General features: G+C 73.9%; 15 protein-coding genes. 9 read left to right on the top strand and 6 right to left on the bottom strand.

Features of this window, described 5'->3' with window-relative positions; genetic code table 11:
* Positions 1-39: 39 nt before the first annotated feature.
* The 3 genes from JOE63_RS03785 to JOE63_RS03775 form a co-directional block, all read right to left on the bottom strand.
* Positions 40-2,106, bottom strand: coding sequence for a bacteriocin-associated integral membrane family protein (locus tag JOE63_RS03785; protein WP_204539262.1), 2,067 nt, complete (start codon positions 2,104-2,106; stop codon positions 40-42).
* An 84-nt stretch (positions 2,107-2,190) separates the two neighbouring features.
* Entirely contained in the window at positions 2,191-2,487 is a 297-nt protein-coding gene (locus tag JOE63_RS03780; RefSeq protein ID WP_087470809.1) for a lactococcin 972 family bacteriocin, read from the bottom strand.
* A 119-nt stretch (positions 2,488-2,606) separates the two neighbouring features.
* On the bottom strand, positions 2,607-3,281 hold the full coding sequence (locus JOE63_RS03775; protein ID WP_087470808.1) for a hypothetical protein: 675 nt from the start codon (positions 3,279-3,281) through the stop codon (positions 2,607-2,609).
* Between the two features lie 154 nt (positions 3,282-3,435).
* On the opposite strand from JOE63_RS03775, the gene JOE63_RS03770 reads away from it, so the two are divergent.
* The 3 genes from JOE63_RS03770 (at position 3,436) to JOE63_RS03760 (ending at position 7,552) form a co-directional block, all read left to right on the top strand.
* The gene (locus JOE63_RS03770) at positions 3,436-4,425 is read left to right on the top strand and encodes a pyruvate, water dikinase regulatory protein (protein ID WP_204539258.1); all 990 of its coding nucleotides are present in this window, start codon (positions 3,436-3,438) and stop codon (positions 4,423-4,425) included.
* Complete coding sequence (gene ppdK, locus JOE63_RS03765) at positions 4,422-7,163, top strand: pyruvate, phosphate dikinase (protein ID WP_204539255.1); 2,742 nt, start codon at positions 4,422-4,424, stop codon at positions 7,161-7,163. Before JOE63_RS03770 ends, ppdK begins: the two co-directional genes overlap by 4 nt.
* 119 nt (positions 7,164-7,282) lie before the next feature.
* Complete coding sequence (locus JOE63_RS03760) at positions 7,283-7,552, top strand: HPr family phosphocarrier protein (RefSeq protein ID WP_087470805.1); 270 nt, start codon at positions 7,283-7,285, stop codon at positions 7,550-7,552.
* A gap of 67 nt (positions 7,553-7,619) precedes the next feature.
* On the opposite strand, the gene JOE63_RS03755 is transcribed toward JOE63_RS03760, so the two are convergent.
* On the bottom strand, positions 7,620-8,084 hold the full coding sequence (locus JOE63_RS03755) for an SRPBCC family protein (protein WP_239576611.1): 465 nt from the start codon (positions 8,082-8,084) through the stop codon (positions 7,620-7,622).
* 16 nt (positions 8,085-8,100) lie between these two features.
* Between JOE63_RS03755 and JOE63_RS03750 the strand changes: the two genes are divergently transcribed.
* Entirely contained in the window at positions 8,101-8,463 is a 363-nt protein-coding gene (locus JOE63_RS03750; RefSeq protein WP_087470803.1) for a hypothetical protein, read from the top strand.
* A gap of 116 nt (positions 8,464-8,579) precedes the next feature.
* Here JOE63_RS03750 and ptsP read toward each other — a convergent pair whose 3' ends face one another.
* The gene (ptsP, locus tag JOE63_RS03745; protein ID WP_087472698.1) at positions 8,580-10,259 is read right to left on the bottom strand and encodes a phosphoenolpyruvate--protein phosphotransferase; all 1,680 of its coding nucleotides are present in this window, start codon (positions 10,257-10,259) and stop codon (positions 8,580-8,582) included.
* A gap of 50 nt (positions 10,260-10,309) precedes the next feature.
* Positions 10,310-11,806 (bottom strand): PTS transporter subunit EIIC, encoded by a 1,497-nt coding sequence (locus JOE63_RS03740; RefSeq protein WP_087470802.1) that lies wholly within the window; start codon positions 11,804-11,806, stop codon positions 10,310-10,312.
* Positions 11,807-12,188: 382 nt separating this feature from the next.
* Between JOE63_RS03740 and JOE63_RS03735 the strand changes: the two genes are divergently transcribed.
* From JOE63_RS03735 to JOE63_RS03715, 5 genes are all read left to right on the top strand, one after another.
* Complete coding sequence (locus tag JOE63_RS03735; protein WP_087470801.1) at positions 12,189-13,049, top strand: GntR family transcriptional regulator; 861 nt, start codon at positions 12,189-12,191, stop codon at positions 13,047-13,049.
* A complete protein-coding gene (locus JOE63_RS03730; RefSeq protein ID WP_024839826.1) occupies positions 13,046-13,291 on the top strand; it encodes a PTS transporter subunit EIIB in 246 nt (81 codons plus the stop codon). The genes JOE63_RS03735 and JOE63_RS03730 overlap by 4 nt, the downstream gene beginning before the upstream one ends.
* A 149-nt stretch (positions 13,292-13,440) precedes the next feature.
* The gene (locus JOE63_RS03725) at positions 13,441-13,671 is read left to right on the top strand and encodes a PTS transporter subunit EIIB (protein WP_087470800.1); all 231 of its coding nucleotides are present in this window, start codon (positions 13,441-13,443) and stop codon (positions 13,669-13,671) included.
* Entirely contained in the window at positions 13,671-14,135 is a 465-nt protein-coding gene (locus JOE63_RS03720; RefSeq protein ID WP_087470799.1) for a PTS sugar transporter subunit IIA, read from the top strand. Before JOE63_RS03725 ends, JOE63_RS03720 begins: the two co-directional genes overlap by 1 nt.
* Positions 14,136-14,282: 147 nt before the next feature.
* Complete coding sequence (locus JOE63_RS03715; protein ID WP_087470798.1) at positions 14,283-14,531, top strand: hypothetical protein; 249 nt, start codon at positions 14,283-14,285, stop codon at positions 14,529-14,531.
* Positions 14,532-14,566 lie beyond the last annotated feature (35 nt).

Below are 14,566 nucleotides of genomic sequence, written 5' to 3'. Positions count from 1 at the left end.
TCGCGGCGCCGGGAGGCCGGTGCCGTCGGACGGGTCGTGTCAGGAGTCGGCGGACCGGGTGGCGATCAACCGGGCAGTCGCCCAGCGAAGGCCGAGGAGCACCGAGCAGACGGCCAGGACAGCGACCGCGACCGCGATGCCGAGACGCCACTGCGCCGCCTGCCCGGCGAAGACCGCCGCCTGGAACCTCGCCCCCTGCTGCCCCAGCACCGCGCCGGCACCGATCACCAGAGCGGCCAGGAAGAGCTCGAGCACCAGCACGAGACGGTGGGAGTACCAGGCGGGCCATCCGGTGATGTGCCGGACGTAGACGAGCTGGGCCGACCGGCGGACATGGACCGCGCTCACGCTGACGGCCGTCACGATCATCACGACGACGGCCACCGCCAGGCTCAGCAGCGAGATCCGCAGGTTCGACACCACCTCGGCGTACTGCGCGGCGGAGTGCTGTCTCGCGGACCAGATCCCGTTGACGATGGAACCGACGTCGTACTCTTCGACGTACCGCTCGGCGCTCGCGGCGTCGTCGAACACGATGTTGCCCGTGGTGAGGTAGCCACCCCAGAAGGGCTCGGGCACCACGTCCAGCCCTGACGGGAGGACGACCAGCACGGCGTCGCGCAGCAGCGCCGCGCCGCGCACGTCGTCCAGCGTGCCGTAGACGAACTGGTCCTGGCCCGCGGCGACCTCCTGGGTGACGACGGGGGTCGAGTCCGGGTCACCGCCCATGGCCACGTACGCGGCCCCCTCGCGGGCGGACTCCTGGCAGCCCGGCGGAGCGAGGACGGTCACGGCGTCGTCGGCGACCGCGGAGACGCGAGCTCCCGACCGGTCCAGGACCTGCTGCCGGTCGAGGTAGGTGTCGCTGACGAGCAGCACCGGGCACGGCAGCGAGCGCGTCTGGCGCGGCGAGCCACGACCCGGGTCTCCGGCCGTGGAGAGGTCGGCCGTGACGTCGTCGACCAGGACTGCGTCGTCGCGGTCCACGGCATCGTGCGCCATCGCCCCGTACCGGCTCTCCAGCTCGGGGTCGTCACCACCCATCTGCCCGGACAGCCGGACGTACACCGCGTCGGCCGCCGTCGCCCACCGTTCCTGCTCGGCCGACCTGTCGGCCACCTGCATCGCCGTCTGCACGGTCGTGAACGCGACGCCCGCGGCGAGCAGGACGCCGACGACCCGGACCCCGAGGATGCCGGCCAGGGCCCAGCCCGCGGAGAACTGGCCCTTGACCGCGGCCAGGATCGGCACCCGGAAGGCGAGCCCTGCCGCGCCGAGGTGCGTGACGACGATGACCCCGAGGAACACCACGACGGCGGCCAGGACCACGACGAGGAGCTCCCCCGCCCGCGCTCCCCGGTTGTAGAACCACAGCACCCCACCGCCGAGGAGTGCCACCACCCCCGCCGTCAGCGCGAGCAGCCTGCTCGCCTCGGCCAGGTCGCGCCGCAGCGCGACGCCGAAGGACCTCCCCTGGAGCCGCTGCACGCCGTACGACTGGGCGCTCATCACGACCCCGCCGCCGATCATGACCACCAGGGCGAGGAGGGACACGGCCGCCGCGGTCCCGGTGACGGGACCCAGGAAGGCCGCGCCGTCGGTCGCCAGGTCGCCGACGCGGCCCGGGTAGGGCGCGACCTCCCCCGTGATCCCCAGACGTCCCATCGCCGCGAGGAAGGTGTCCGCGTCGGCACGGTCGCCCCAGACGAGGTAGTACCCCCGCGGATCCACGTCGCCGACGTCGGCGAACGGGCGGTAGTCCTCCTCGATCTGCGGCGAGAAGTGGCGATAGCCGCCGGCCAGCCGCTCGGCCACCTCGCCGTCGTCCCGGCCCGCGATCGCGAACACGTGCTTGCGGTGCGTCGGGTCGGTCATGTCGAACGCGACCATGCCGATGTCGGCGCCGGACTCCACGGCCGTCTCCTGGAGCACCGGAGCCAGGTCGGTCGCCGACAGCCGCCCGTCGGCGGTGATCTGCTGGGCCACGACCTGGAACTCGGCGCCCGCGCCCTCGGCCTCGTCGAAGGCGAGGAAGAGCTGGAGCGCGAGGAGCACGGGAAGGACGACGCCGAGCACATAGGCGGAACGGACGAGTCGAGGCAGCATGGGGACTCACTCTGGACGGGCTGACGGCGGCGGCGGAGCAGCGCGGGGCGGGGTCGTCGGACCCCGCCCCGCAGGTCGATCAGGTCAGCACGAGGTGTCGTACCAGGCCTTGTCGACCACGAAGGCCCTGCTGGGCGCGTCGGCCATCGACCACCGGCCCGCCGAGGCGTACCGCTTCTCGTAGTACGTCCCCTGCACGGACGAGCCGTGGCACTTGGAGCCGTGGTAGTAGTCGGACCAGACGGTCCCTCCACCCACGCCGTGGTCCCACGTGCCGCCGCCGACGTACGAGATCGTCGCGTAGGCGGTACCCGCGCCGCCGGCCACGGCCGCGACGGCCAGTGCGACCGCGACCACAGGCTTCCGGAGCTTTCCGAACATCGTGTCTCTCCCCCTTGCTGGACAGTGCTGGACAGGTGTCACGGCGCCGCGACGTCGTCCAGCGTGCCCGTGATGTCGCGTTCGCCCAACCCGTACGGCACGGGCTCGGCACGGCCGGACTACCAGGGAGCGCGGGCACCCGGCGCCGGGACGTAGGGGTGCAGGAGGGCGAACTCGACGAGCGCCTCCTGGATCCAACCCGCCCGCCGGTGTCCCGGGTCGGGCACCCCGAGCTGTTCGGCGAGCTGGACCAGGTGCTCCTGGACCGTGCGGTGGGAGATCCCCAACCGCACGCCGATCTCCCGAGCCGTGGGCAGCGGAGCGGAGCTGTCGCCGCGCATCCGGTCCGCGACGAGCGCGGTCATGACCGCGTGGCGGCGGCTCCCGGGGTCCAGGCCCCAGGACTCCCGGACCTGGCCGACGCACCGGGCGTCGGACACGCCGCCCTGCTCGGGCCCGAAGACCGTGAGCACGTGACCGCTCGCTCCCGCGATCCCCGCGAGGTCGAACGGCGGCGCCGTCGCGCACCCGGGCAGCAGGCGCAGCCGGTCCCGGGGGTCGTCGAGGTTCCAGACACGCAGCGGCATCACCGTGCTCAGGTTGGCGAGGCGCCACCCGTCGCGGTCCGCCACGACCGACCCCGCGACGCCCCTGACGTGGAGGTCGGGAGGCGGGCAGCAGCCGTCGGTACAGCCGTGGAACTGGAGCGCCCTGCCCGCGGGCGCGTCGGCCGACCCGTGGCCGCGCCGCGCGCCACCCCGTTCGGCCCTGATGGTGATCACCGTCTCCGGCATGCTCGTCCCCCCTGCTGTCGGACGCACGTCGTCCGCCCGGCGTCCACCGTAGTGAGGTCGTCCCACGGCGGCACCGCGCGTCCGCCCGGCACCTCCGGGTACGCCGGGAGCCTCTCGGATGCAGCACGACCCGGGGCCCGCCTAGCCTGGGGGCATGACGGCGACGGCGCGCGTCATCGACATCCACGTGGTCGCGGACTCGACGGGAGACACCGGGACCCGCGTCGCGCGCGCCACGCAGGCGCAGTTCCCCGGGCAGCAGGTCCGGGTCGTGCGGCACCCGCGGCTGCACACCGCGCAGGGCGTGGACGACGTCGTGGCCCAGCTCCGCGCCGACCCTGCCGCGGCCGTGGTGTTCTGCACCGTCGTCGACGACGCGCTGCGCACGCGCGTGCTCGATGCGTGCGCGGCGCTCGACGTCCCGTGCGCCGACCTGCTGGCCCCCGCGCTCGACGCGTTCACGGCGCGCACGGGCGCGCAGCCGGCGCGCGTCGTGCAGCCGGTCGGGCTCGCCGCGGACTACTTCGACCGCATCCACGCGATGGAGTTCGCGGTCGCGAACGACGACGGCCACCTCACCGACGGGCTCGACGAGGCGCAGGTCGTGCTCGTCGGGGCGTCGCGCACGGGCAAGACCCCGCTGTCGATGTACCTCGGCTATCTCGGCTACCCCACCGCGAACATCCCCCTCGTCCCGGGCGTCGCACCGCCGCGCGAGCTGTTCGAGGCGGAGCGCTGGAAGGTCGTGGGCCTGACGATCGACCCCGAGCGCCTGCTCGAGATCCGGCAGCGCCGCGTGCACGCGATGGGCGTCGCCGGCCTCGGGAGCCACCGGGGCCACGGCGGCACGGCCCTCGGCGGGTACGCCGACCTCGCGCGCATCCACGACGAGCTCGACGAGGTCTCCCGGCTCCAGCGGCGGCTCGGCTGCCCGGTCCTCGACACGACGACGCTCGCGCTCGAGGAGGCCGCGGGGCGCGTCGTCGAGCTCGTCACCGCGCGCCGTCGGGCCCTCGCGCCCGACGACGCACCGCAGCCCCCGGGCGACGACCTCGCCCGGGCGACCCCGCAGACCCGGGCGGCGGACCGCCGTCGGGCAGGAGACGGCGCGGCCACCGCCGCCGACCACGAGGAGCAGCCATGAGCGACCGGTACGTCTACGACCTCGCGGAGGGCCGCGCCGACATGCGGGCCCTGCTGGGCGGCAAGGGCGCGGGGGTCGCAGAGATGCGCCGCATCGGCGTGCCCGTCCCGGACGGCTTCACCGTGACGACGGCGGCGTGCGTCGCGGCCATGGAGCGCGGCGGGTCGTGGCCGGACGGCCTGTGGGACGAGGTCGTCACGCACCTCGACGCGCTCGAGGATCGCACGGGGCGTCGGCTCGGCGCGCGCGAGCGCCCGCTGCTCGTGTCGGTGCGCTCGGGCGCCGTGTTCTCCATGCCCGGGATGATGGACACGATCCTCAACCTCGGGATCTCGGACGACTCGGTCGAGGGGCTCGCGGCCGAGTCCGGCAACGCGCGCTTCGCCTGGGACTCGTACCGACGGTTCGTGCAGATGTACGGCGAGGTGGTCGAGGGCGTGCCCGCCCACGCGTTCGCGGACGAGCTCGACGCGCTCAAGGCGCGCCGCGGCGTCGCGCAGGACACGGACCTGGACGCGGACGACCTGCGCGGGCTCGTCGCGACGTTCCGCGCGGTCGCGCGGCAGCACACGAGCGAGGACCTGCCGACGGACCCGCGCGAGCAGCTCCGGCGGTCGGTCGACGCGGTGTTCGCGTCGTGGGGCAACCCGCGCGCCGCGGTGTACCGGAAGGCGAACGGGATCCCCGACGACCTGGGCACCGCCGTCAACGTGATGCGGATGGTGTTCGGCAACAAGGGCGCGACGTCGGCGACGGGAGTGTGCTTCACGCGCAACCCGTCGACGGGCGCCAAGGAGCTCTACGGCGAGTTCCTCGTGGACGCGCAGGGTGAGGACGTCGTCGCCGGCATCCGCACGCCCCGGCCCCTCGCGGAGATGGAGACCGTGCTGCCCGACGCGTTCCGCGAGCTGCGCACGACCATGACCCGGCTCGAGCAGCACTACGGCGACATGCAGGACATCGAGTTCACGGTGGACGACGGCGCGCTCTACCTCCTGCAGACCCGCACCGGGAAGCGCACCGCGCAGGCGGCTCTCCGGGTCGCGCGCGAGCTCGTCGACGAGGGCGTGATCGACCGGGACACCGCCCTGCGGCGCCTGGACCCGGCGCAGCTCGACCAGCTGCTGCACCCGGCGCTCGACCCCGGCCACGGCGCGACCCCGCTCACGCGCGGGCTCAACGCGTCGCCGGGGGCCGCCGTCGGGCGCGTGGTGCTCGACGCCGAGACCGCGGCCGAGCGCGGGAAGGCCGGCGAGGCGGTCGTGCTCGTGCGGTGGGAGACGAACCCCGACGACATCGCGGGCGTCATCGCCGCGCAGGGGGTGCTCACCGCGCACGGCGGCATGACGTCGCACGCGGCGGTCGTCGCACGCGGCATGGGCAAGCCGTGCGTCGCGGGCGCCGGCGCGCTGCGGATCGACGTCGAGGGGCGTCGCGTCCACGTCGGGGACCACGTGCTCACCGAGGACGACACGATCACGCTCGACGGCACGACCGGCGACGTCTACGCGGGCGCGCTGCCGCTCGTGCCGCCCCAGGTCACCGACGACTTCCGGGCCGTGCTCGGCTGGGCCGACGACGTGCGGCGCCTCGGCGTCCGGGCCAACGCCGACACGGGCGAGGACGCGGCCAAGGCGCGCGAGCTCGGTGCCGAGGGCATCGGGCTGTGCCGCACCGAGCACATGTTCATGGCGCCCGACCGGCTCCCCGTCGTGCGCGAGATGATCCTCGCCGAGACCGACGCCGCGCGCGCGGCGGCGCTCGACCGCCTGCTGCCCATGCAGCAGGCGGACTTCGAGGAGATCTTCGCCGCGATGTCGGGGCTGCCCGTGACGATCCGCCTCCTCGACCCGCCGCTGCACGAGTTCCTGCCCGACCTCGTCGAGCAGTCGCTCGTCGTGCAGCGGCTCGAGGACGAGGTCGGGGACCCCGGCGCACCGCTGCACGGGACGGACGCCGTCTTCGAGGGCTGGGCCGCCGCGGCCGGCGGCGGGGAGACGACGGCGCGGCTCGCCCGCGCGCGCCACCTCCTCGCGCAGGTGCGGCGGCTGAGCGAGATGAACCCCATGCTCGGCACGCGCGGCGTGCGGCTCGCGCTGCTGCACCCGCAGATCGCCGCGATGCAGGTGCGGGCGATCGCCCGCGCGGCGCTCGCGGTGCGCGCGGCCGGGCACGACCCGCGCGTGGAGATCATGGTGCCGCTCGTCGGGTTCTCGGAGGAGCTGCGGCGGATGCGCGAGGTCGTCGACGCGACGATGGCGGAAGAGCTCGAGGGCGCTGACGCCCCGCTGCCGTACGCCGTCGGGACGATGATCGAGCTTCCCCGCGCGGCGCTCGTCGCGGACCGCATCGCCGAGCACGCGGAGTTCTTCTCGTTCGGCACGAACGACCTCACGCAGACGACGCTCGGCATCTCCCGCGACGACGCCGAGGGGTCGTTCCTCACCGCCTACTTGGAGGCGGGCGTCGTCGGCACGAACCCGTTCGCGACGATCGACCGGGACGGGGTCGGGGAGCTCGTGCACGTCGGGCTCGAGCGCGGGCGCCGTGCCCGACCGGGTCTCCATGCCGGGGTGTGCGGCGAGCACGGCGGCGACCCGGCGTCCGTCGCGCTGTTCGACGAGATCGGCCTGGACTACGTGTCGTGCTCGCCGTACCGCGTCCCGATCGCGCGGCTCGCGGCGGCGCGCTCGACGCTCGAGCGGCGGGACGGTGCGCGCGCGGCACGCGACGTGTGATCCGGGCGGAAGCGCCCGCGACGGCGTTCGGACGGGAGGCCCTTGGGCCCTCGCCTTGTGGGCGGCGATCCCCTAGGATGCACTGGTCCAGACCACTTGTCTGCCCGGAGGAACCAACCATGGACCGTGCCGTCGTCGTCGCGATCACCGAGGGCCTTCACGCCCGCCCCGCCGCCCTGTTCGTCAAGGCCGCCGCCGCCCAGCCCACGCCCGTGCGCATCTCCAAGCAGGGCGGCGACCCCGTGGAGGCCGCGAGCATCCTCAGCGTCATGACGCTCGGCGTGACCGCCGGGGACGAGGTCGTGCTGTCGACCGACGCCGACGGCGACGACGCGAGCGCCTCGATCGACGCCCTCGCGTCGTTCCTGGAGCAGACCGAGGTCGCCTGACCGCGCCGGACGGCCCGCCCCGCGCAGCGTCCCCGACGAGCCCACGACGGGGTCTGCCGTCGACAGGTCAGTGCCAGTCGCTGATCTGCACGTCGCGCGGGGCGGGCGCGCCCGCACCTGTCTCTGCGAGCGCCTTGAGGCTCAGGAGGTACGACGCCCACTTGGTGCTGCAGTGGTGCATGAACTCGACGGGCTCGGCCCAGCCTCGGTGGCCGAACAGCACGATCGTCCAGTCGCCGTCCTGCCGCAGGTCCCACTCGACCGTCGTGCCGACCCACTCCTCCGGCCCGTCGACGACGCGCCACACCACCCGTTCCGACGGCCGCAGCTCGACGACCTCCATGTCGAACCCCCCGACCGGCGGGAACCGGAACGCGAGGACTCCCCCGACGCCCTCGCTGCCCGTCGTGTCCTCGGTCCACCAGCCGGCGAGCCCGTCGACCGTCGTCAGCGCCCGGTACACCGCCTCCGGCGTCGACCCCTCGACCCCGACCCTGTGCAGGATGTCCACCATCGCCGCTCTCCCGTCCATCCGATAGTGCAACTACTTGGTTGCACACCAAGGTAGACCGGGTGACCGTCGGACGCAACCCTACGGTTGCATATTCACACGTCGGAACCGTGGACGGTTCTCGAAGCGTGGGTGCCTCAGCGCCCTGCCGCCGTCCGCCTCCGGCACGTTCGAGGTCACCTGGGACACCGGGGAGAAGAGCACGGTCACCGGGACGTCGACCAGCCAGGACGTCGCCGGGCAGACCGTCCTCACGCTCACCGGCGTCGTCGTCTCCGGGCCGTTCGTCGGGGCGTCGTTCACCGAGGTCGTCGTCCAGTCCAACCTCGACCTGCTCGGCTGCCTCGCACCTCCGGGCGTGCAGCCCCAGTCCGGGCTCGGCACCCTCGCGGTGCTGTAGCCGGCGAGCCTCCGCCCCGACCGGGGTCCAGCACGCACCGTCCGCTGCCGAACCCGGGGTAGCGGGTCACCGAATCGTCTCGGTGACCCGCGACCCCGGGTTCGGCAGCGGTCCTGCTACAGACCCAGCTCGTCCAGGATCGGGAGGCGGGACCGCACGGCCGCGCGGGCGGCGTCGGGCGTGGGCTGCTGGAGCGCGAGGAACGCGAGCTCCTCGCACTGCTCTGCCGTCGTGGCTTCGAGCACCGCCGCGACGTCGGCGAGCGCGCGCGGCGTCATGGACAGCGACGTCACGCCGAGCCCCACCAGCACCGGAGCGAGCACCGGGTCGGCCGCGGCCTCGCCGCAGACGCCGAGCGGACGCCCGTTGAGCGCCGCCCCCGAGCCGGTCGCCCCGACGAGCGCGAGGACGGTCGGCTGCCAGGCCGTCGACAGGCGGGCGAGGTCGGAGACCTCGCGGTCGGCGGCCATCGTGTACTGCGTGAGGTCGTTCGTGCCGATGCTCGCGAACGACGCCTTGGCGAGCACCCAGCGCGCCCCGAGGGCCGCGGCGGGCACCTCGATCATCACGCCCGCCGTGCCGAGGCCGTGCTCCGCGCACAGCGCGACGAAGGACTCCGCCTCGTCGGGCGTCGCGATCATCGGCGCCATGACCCACACCTCGGCCGCCTCTTCCGCCGCGGCGCGCGCGATCGCCGTGAGCTGGCGGTCGAGCACCTCGGGGTGGCGGCGCGCGGTCCGCAGGCCACGCACCCCGAGCGCCGGGTTGGGCTCGGCCTCGGGCGTGACGAACGGGAGCGGCTTGTCCGCGCCCGCGTCGAGCGTGCGCACGACGACCTTGCGGCCGCCGAACGCCGCGAGCACCTCGCGGTAGGCCGCGACCTGCTCGTCGATCGTCGGCTCGACCGTGCGGCCCAGGAAGCACACCTCGGTGCGGAAGAGCCCCACACCCTCCGCGCCCGCCTCCGCGGCCGCCCGGGCGTCCTCCCCGTTGGCGACGTTGGCGAGGAGCTCCACGCGGCGGCCGTCCGCCGTCCTGCCCTCTCCGGCGAACCGGCGGCGCTCGCCGCGCGCCCCGCGCGCAGCGACGACGGCGGCCACGTCCGCGTCGGACGGGTCGCGCTCGACCGTGCCGAGCCCGCCGTCCACGAGCACCGTCGCACCGTCGTGCAGCGTCAGCGCGTCCTCGACCGCCACCACGGCCGGGATGCCGAGGGCGCGGGCCAGGATCGCGGTGTGCGACGTCGGGCCCCCGCCCCGCGTGACGACGGCGAGGACACGCTCCGGGTCGAGCTGCGCGGTGTCCGCGGGGGCGAGGTCGTCCGCGACGAGCACGAACGCGAACCCCGGGTCGGGCACCCCCGGGGCGGGCAGGCCGAGCAGCGTCGCGACGATCCGGTCGCGCACGTCGCGCACGTCGCGAGCCCGCTCCGCCATGAGCCCGCCCAGCGCCTCGAGCTGCCCGACGACGACGCCCGCCGCGTCCCACACGGCGCGCGCCGGGGTGGAGCCCTGCTCCCGCACGCGCCCCACGGCGTCGCGCGCCAGGGCAGGGTCCGCCGCCATCGCGGCGGTCACGCCCAGCACCTCCGCCGCGGTGCCCTCGGCCCGCGCGGCGCGGGCCGTGAGGTCCTCCTGGACGGTCGTCACCGCCGCGAGGACCTGCGTCACCGCGAGGTCCACGTCGGCGTCCGTGCTGCCTGCGGCGAGCGGGGCCGCATCGGGCTCGGGGACCGGGTCGGGCATCCGCACGACCGTCCCCGCCCCCCGCCCGGGGCTGACCGGCACGCCGGTCAGCCCCGGGTCAGAGACCCGCGCAGGTGCGCGCGTCGCGTCGTCGGCGACGGTCACGCCGTGCCTCCGGCGTCGGCCGACCCGGCGGGCGCTCCGGTCGAGCCGCTCCCCGCTGCACGCTCCGCCCTGCTGACGGTCGCCGTGTCGTCCGCGGCCGTGACGGCTGCGGCGGACGTCGCCGGCTCGACGGCCGGGGCGTCCTCCGCACCGGACTCGTCGTCCTCACGACCCGGGGTCTTGAGGTTCCACCGCGTGATGACGAATCGGAAGAGGAAGTAGTAGATGACCCCGTAGCCCAGGCCGATGACGATGAGCAGCAGGGGCATCTCGGCGATGCGGAAGTTCAGCAGGTAGTCGATCGCCCCCGCCGAGAACCCGAAGCCGTCACGGATGCCGATCGCGTTGACGAGCGCGAGCGACGTCCCCGTGAGGACGGCGTGGATGGCGTACAGCGGGTAGGCCACGTAGACGAACGCGAACTCGAGCGGTTCCGTGACGCCCGTGACGAACGCGACGAGCGCGGCGGATCCCATGATGCCCGCGACGACCTTGCGGTTCTTCGCCTTGGACGTGTGGACGATGGCGAGCGCCGCGGCCGGCAGCGCGAACATGAAGATCGGGAAGAAGCCGGTCATGAACGTCCCGGCCGTCGGGTCGCCGTGCAGGAAGCGAGCGATGTCGCCGTGCCAGACCTCGCCGCTCGCGTCGGTGTAGTCGCCGAACTGGAACCAGGGCAGCGAGTTGAGCAGGTGGTGCAGGCCGATCGGCACGAGCAGACGGTTCACCGTGCCGTAGACGAAGGCACCCAGGACGGTCGAGCCGGTGACCCAGTTGCCCACCGCGGTGAACCCGCTGTCGAACGCCGGGTAGATGAGCGCGCCGATCACGGCGATGACGACGGCGGCACCGGCCGTGACGATCGGGACGAAGCGACGACCGCCGAAGAAGGCGAGGTACTGCGGGAGCTTGATCCGGTAGTACTTCTGGAAGAGCAGCGCGGCCGTGAGGCCGATGACGATGCCCCCGAGGACGCCGTAGTTGATCAGCTCCTGCTTCGGGGCGTCGACGCCCATGCCGATCGCGTGCGTCAGGAGCTGCGAGAAGTCGCCGCCCTCGGCGGCCGTCACTGCTGCCGGGTCGGCGCTGTCGAGCACCCCGTCCGGGGTGACCCCGCCGGGCTTGCCGAGCACCGCCGGAGACAGCGCGTCGCTCACGCCCTTGAACACCAGGTACCCGATGACGGCGGCCAGACCCGTGGAGCCGTCGGCCTTCCTCGCGTAGCCCACCGCGACGCCGACCGCGAAGAGCAGCGGGAGGTTCGCGAAGAGCGCGTTGCCGGCGGACGCGAAGACGTCGGCGACGTACTGCATCCAGGGCCACGTGCCCGCGACCCCGTCGGCGCCGAGCATGTCGGCCTGGCCCAGCCGCAGCAGCAGCGCGGCGGCGGGCAGGGACGCGATGGGCAACATGAGGGAGCGCCCGACGCGCTGGAGCTGCGCGAAGCCGGGCACCCCCTTCTTCGTCCTCGTCGGTTCGGCGACGGTGGTCATGTGTCGTTCTCCTCCTGGGTGGGCCTGGGGCGCAGGCCGAGGTGCGTCGTGCGGCGGCTGTGGCGCGACGTCGTACGGGCGTCGTTGCCGGTCTCCGGGCACGCCGAGGACGACTGGGGTCGTTCCTGGGCTCGCGTGCCGGACACCCGGTCCAGGTTGTCTGGACCACTTGCACGAAGAGTGGTCTAGACCTCATGATGTGTCAACCCCCGGAGGTGACCCGGGACACACGGACAGGTCCACGACCCGCGTCGCCGCAGGTCGCAGGACGGACAATGCACCCGTGGAGATCGAGGCACCGACGCAGGGTCGTCCGCCCGGGCAGGGCACGGGCGCCGACGAAGGACCAGAACCAGGACGAGGACGAGGACGCGGCACGACGATGAGCAGGTCACGATCGCAGGCGAGCGAGCACAAGTACCTCACGGTGCGCGCCTACCTCGCCGACCTCGTGGCGAGCGAGCTCTCCGTCGGCGACGCGGTGCCCTCTGAGCGCAGCCTCACCGAGAAGTTCGGGGTCTCGCGCATGACCGTGCGCCAGGCGATCGACGCGCTCGTCACCGAGGGGGTGCTCGAGCGCGCGCAGGGCCGTGGGACGTTCGTCGCCCCGCCGCGCGCGGACTTCGAGATGCGCCTCACGACGTTCGGCGAGGAGGCGCGGCGCCGCGGCATGGAGCCGGGGACGGACGTGCTCGAGGTCGGCACGGCGCCCGCGCCGGCGTCCGTCGCCGAGTCGCTCGGTCGCGCGACGGGCGACCCCATGCACCACGTGGTGCGCCTGCGCTCCGCGGACGGGTCCCCCATGAGCGTCGAGGAGGCGTGGATCCCCGTCGACCTCGCGCCCGACCTGCTCGACGACGGCGTCCCCGAGAGCCTCTACGGCGCCCTGCGCGAGCGCGGCCTGGCCCCGACGTGGGGCGAGGACACGATCACCGCCTCCGACGCGACGGTCCAGGAGCAGAAGCTCCTCGGGCTGCGCGCCTCGCGCGCCGTCATGCGCACCGTCCGCCGCACGTTCGCGGGAGACGCACCGCTCATGTACTCCCGGTCGAGCTATCGCGGCGACCGGTACAGCGTGTTCGTCCCGCTGCGCGAGGCGCGTCCGACGCTCGTGCCGCGCGCCGGCGCGGCGGACGCACCTGCCGACCCGGCCGCCGCGACGGCCGCCCCCGACACCACGCCGACCGACCACCTCGACCCCGTGCCAGTGCCGGCCCGGGCGACCGAAGGGAACGACCGATGACACAGTCCGACGCGGAGCGCGCCGCGACGATCCTCGCCGGGCTCGGCGGGGTGGCGAACATCGACGAGATCGACCCGTGCACCACCCGGCTGAGATCGCTCGTCAAGGACCCCGCGCTCGTCGACGCCGCGCTCCTGCGGCGCGCCGGTGCGTTCGGCGTCATGGTCAACGGCCGGGTCGTCCAGGTCGTCGTCGGCCCCCAGGTCGACACGATCGCGTCCGACCTCGCCGACCTCATGTGAGGGTCCCGTCACCACCGCAGCACCACCGCCGCCGCACCACCCCGACGACGGCCTCCCGACCCCGCGCGCCCCGCGCACCCCGACCGGCACGGCTGCCGGCCGGGACACCTGACCCGGCCCTGGCCGGAACACGACCACGAGGAGCACCCGTGAGCAAGGCAGAGCAGATTCTCCGAGGCCTCGGCGGCGACGCGAACGTCCTCGACCTGGAGGCGTGCATCACGCGCCTGCGCGTCGAGGTCGAGGACCCGGCGCTCGTCGACGACGCCACGCTGACCGCCGCCGGGGCGATCGCCGTCGTGCGGTCGGGCGCCGCGATCCAGGTCATCGTCGGCCCGGACGCCGACAACATCGCCTCCGACATCGAGGACCTGCGCTGATGGCCGCGCCGCTCACGGTGCTCGTTCCCGTCACGGGCACAGTCATCGACGTCACTGACGTCGATGACCCCGTCTTCTCGGCCGGCCTCGTCGGGCCGGGGCTGGCCGTCGAGCCCGACGACGCGCAGGGCGGCGAGGCCGTCGCGCCGATCACGGGCACGGTCGTCAAGCTGCACCCGCACGCGTTCGTCGTCCAGCACGACGACGGCCGCGCCGTCCTCGTCCACCTCGGCATCAACACCGTCCAGCTCGGCGGCGAGGGCTTCACCACGCACGTCGCGCAGGGCGACCACGTCGAGCGCGGCACCGTGCTCGTCTCGTGGGACCCGAAGGCCGTCCGCGCCGGTGGCCGGTCCGCCGTGTGCCCGGTCGTCGCGCTCGAGGCGGCTCCCGACGACGTGACCTCGCTCGCCGAGGTCGGTGCGTGGGCCGCCCACGGCGAGGAGCTCCTCACCTGGGGCTGACCGTCCTCCCACGGGATCAGAGACAAGACCGCCAGGTCTATTGTGCGGGCCCCTTCCATATGCCAGGCTTCCCCTGGCACCACGCCCACAGGGGGCGAGCCTGGTGCCACGATGCCCCGGGCATCACCACCCAATGGAGGGGGAACGATGAAGTTCAAGAGGCTCGTCGCCGTCGTCGCCACCGCTGCGGCGCTGGCCGTCGCTGCGCCCACCGTCGCGAACGCGGCCGAGACCCGGACGTACACCAACACGTTCGGGAGCTGCAGGGTCCTCGTGGTGTCCTACGCCAACGGCGGAGGGGCGAAGGCCACCGCCTCCTACCGGCTCCTGGCCGGCCAGTCCAAGGTCTTCAGCACCGCGGGCCACATCCTCGGCCACTCCTGGACCGTCTGCTGACGACACCCGCCCCCAGGGCCAGGCTTCCTCGAAGC

It is taken from the genome of Cellulosimicrobium cellulans, assembly GCF_016907755.1.
GTDB lineage: Bacteria > Actinomycetota > Actinomycetes > Actinomycetales > Cellulomonadaceae > Cellulosimicrobium > Cellulosimicrobium cellulans_D.
This window is presented reverse-complemented; position numbering and strand designations above follow the sequence as displayed.

What these genes read in the sequence shown, in the direction of transcription:
- ppdK (WP_204539255.1), top strand. Translation starts at nt 4,422, where the DNA reads ATGAGCGACCGGTACGTCTACGACCTCGCGGAGGGCCGCGCCGACATG.
- JOE63_RS03785 (WP_204539262.1), bottom strand. Translation starts at nt 2,106, where the DNA reads ATGCTGCCTCGACTCGTCCGTTCCGCCTATGTGCTCGGCGTCGTCCTT.
- JOE63_RS03740 (WP_087470802.1), bottom strand. Translation starts at nt 11,806, where the DNA reads ATGACCACCGTCGCCGAACCGACGAGGACGAAGAAGGGGGTGCCCGGC.
- JOE63_RS03715 (WP_087470798.1), top strand. Translation starts at nt 14,283, where the DNA reads ATGAAGTTCAAGAGGCTCGTCGCCGTCGTCGCCACCGCTGCGGCGCTG.
- JOE63_RS03760 (WP_087470805.1), top strand. Translation starts at nt 7,283, where the DNA reads ATGGACCGTGCCGTCGTCGTCGCGATCACCGAGGGCCTTCACGCCCGC.
- JOE63_RS03770 (WP_204539258.1), top strand. Translation starts at nt 3,436, where the DNA reads ATGACGGCGACGGCGCGCGTCATCGACATCCACGTGGTCGCGGACTCG.
- JOE63_RS03730 (WP_024839826.1), top strand. Translation starts at nt 13,046, where the DNA reads ATGACACAGTCCGACGCGGAGCGCGCCGCGACGATCCTCGCCGGGCTC.
- JOE63_RS03735 (WP_087470801.1), top strand. Translation starts at nt 12,189, where the DNA reads ATGAGCAGGTCACGATCGCAGGCGAGCGAGCACAAGTACCTCACGGTG.
- JOE63_RS03780 (WP_087470809.1), bottom strand. Translation starts at nt 2,487, where the DNA reads ATGTTCGGAAAGCTCCGGAAGCCTGTGGTCGCGGTCGCACTGGCCGTC.
- JOE63_RS03775 (WP_087470808.1), bottom strand. Translation starts at nt 3,281, where the DNA reads ATGCCGGAGACGGTGATCACCATCAGGGCCGAACGGGGTGGCGCGCGG.
- JOE63_RS03720 (WP_087470799.1), top strand. Translation starts at nt 13,671, where the DNA reads ATGGCCGCGCCGCTCACGGTGCTCGTTCCCGTCACGGGCACAGTCATC.
- JOE63_RS03755 (WP_239576611.1), bottom strand. Translation starts at nt 8,084, where the DNA reads ATGGACGGGAGAGCGGCGATGGTGGACATCCTGCACAGGGTCGGGGTC.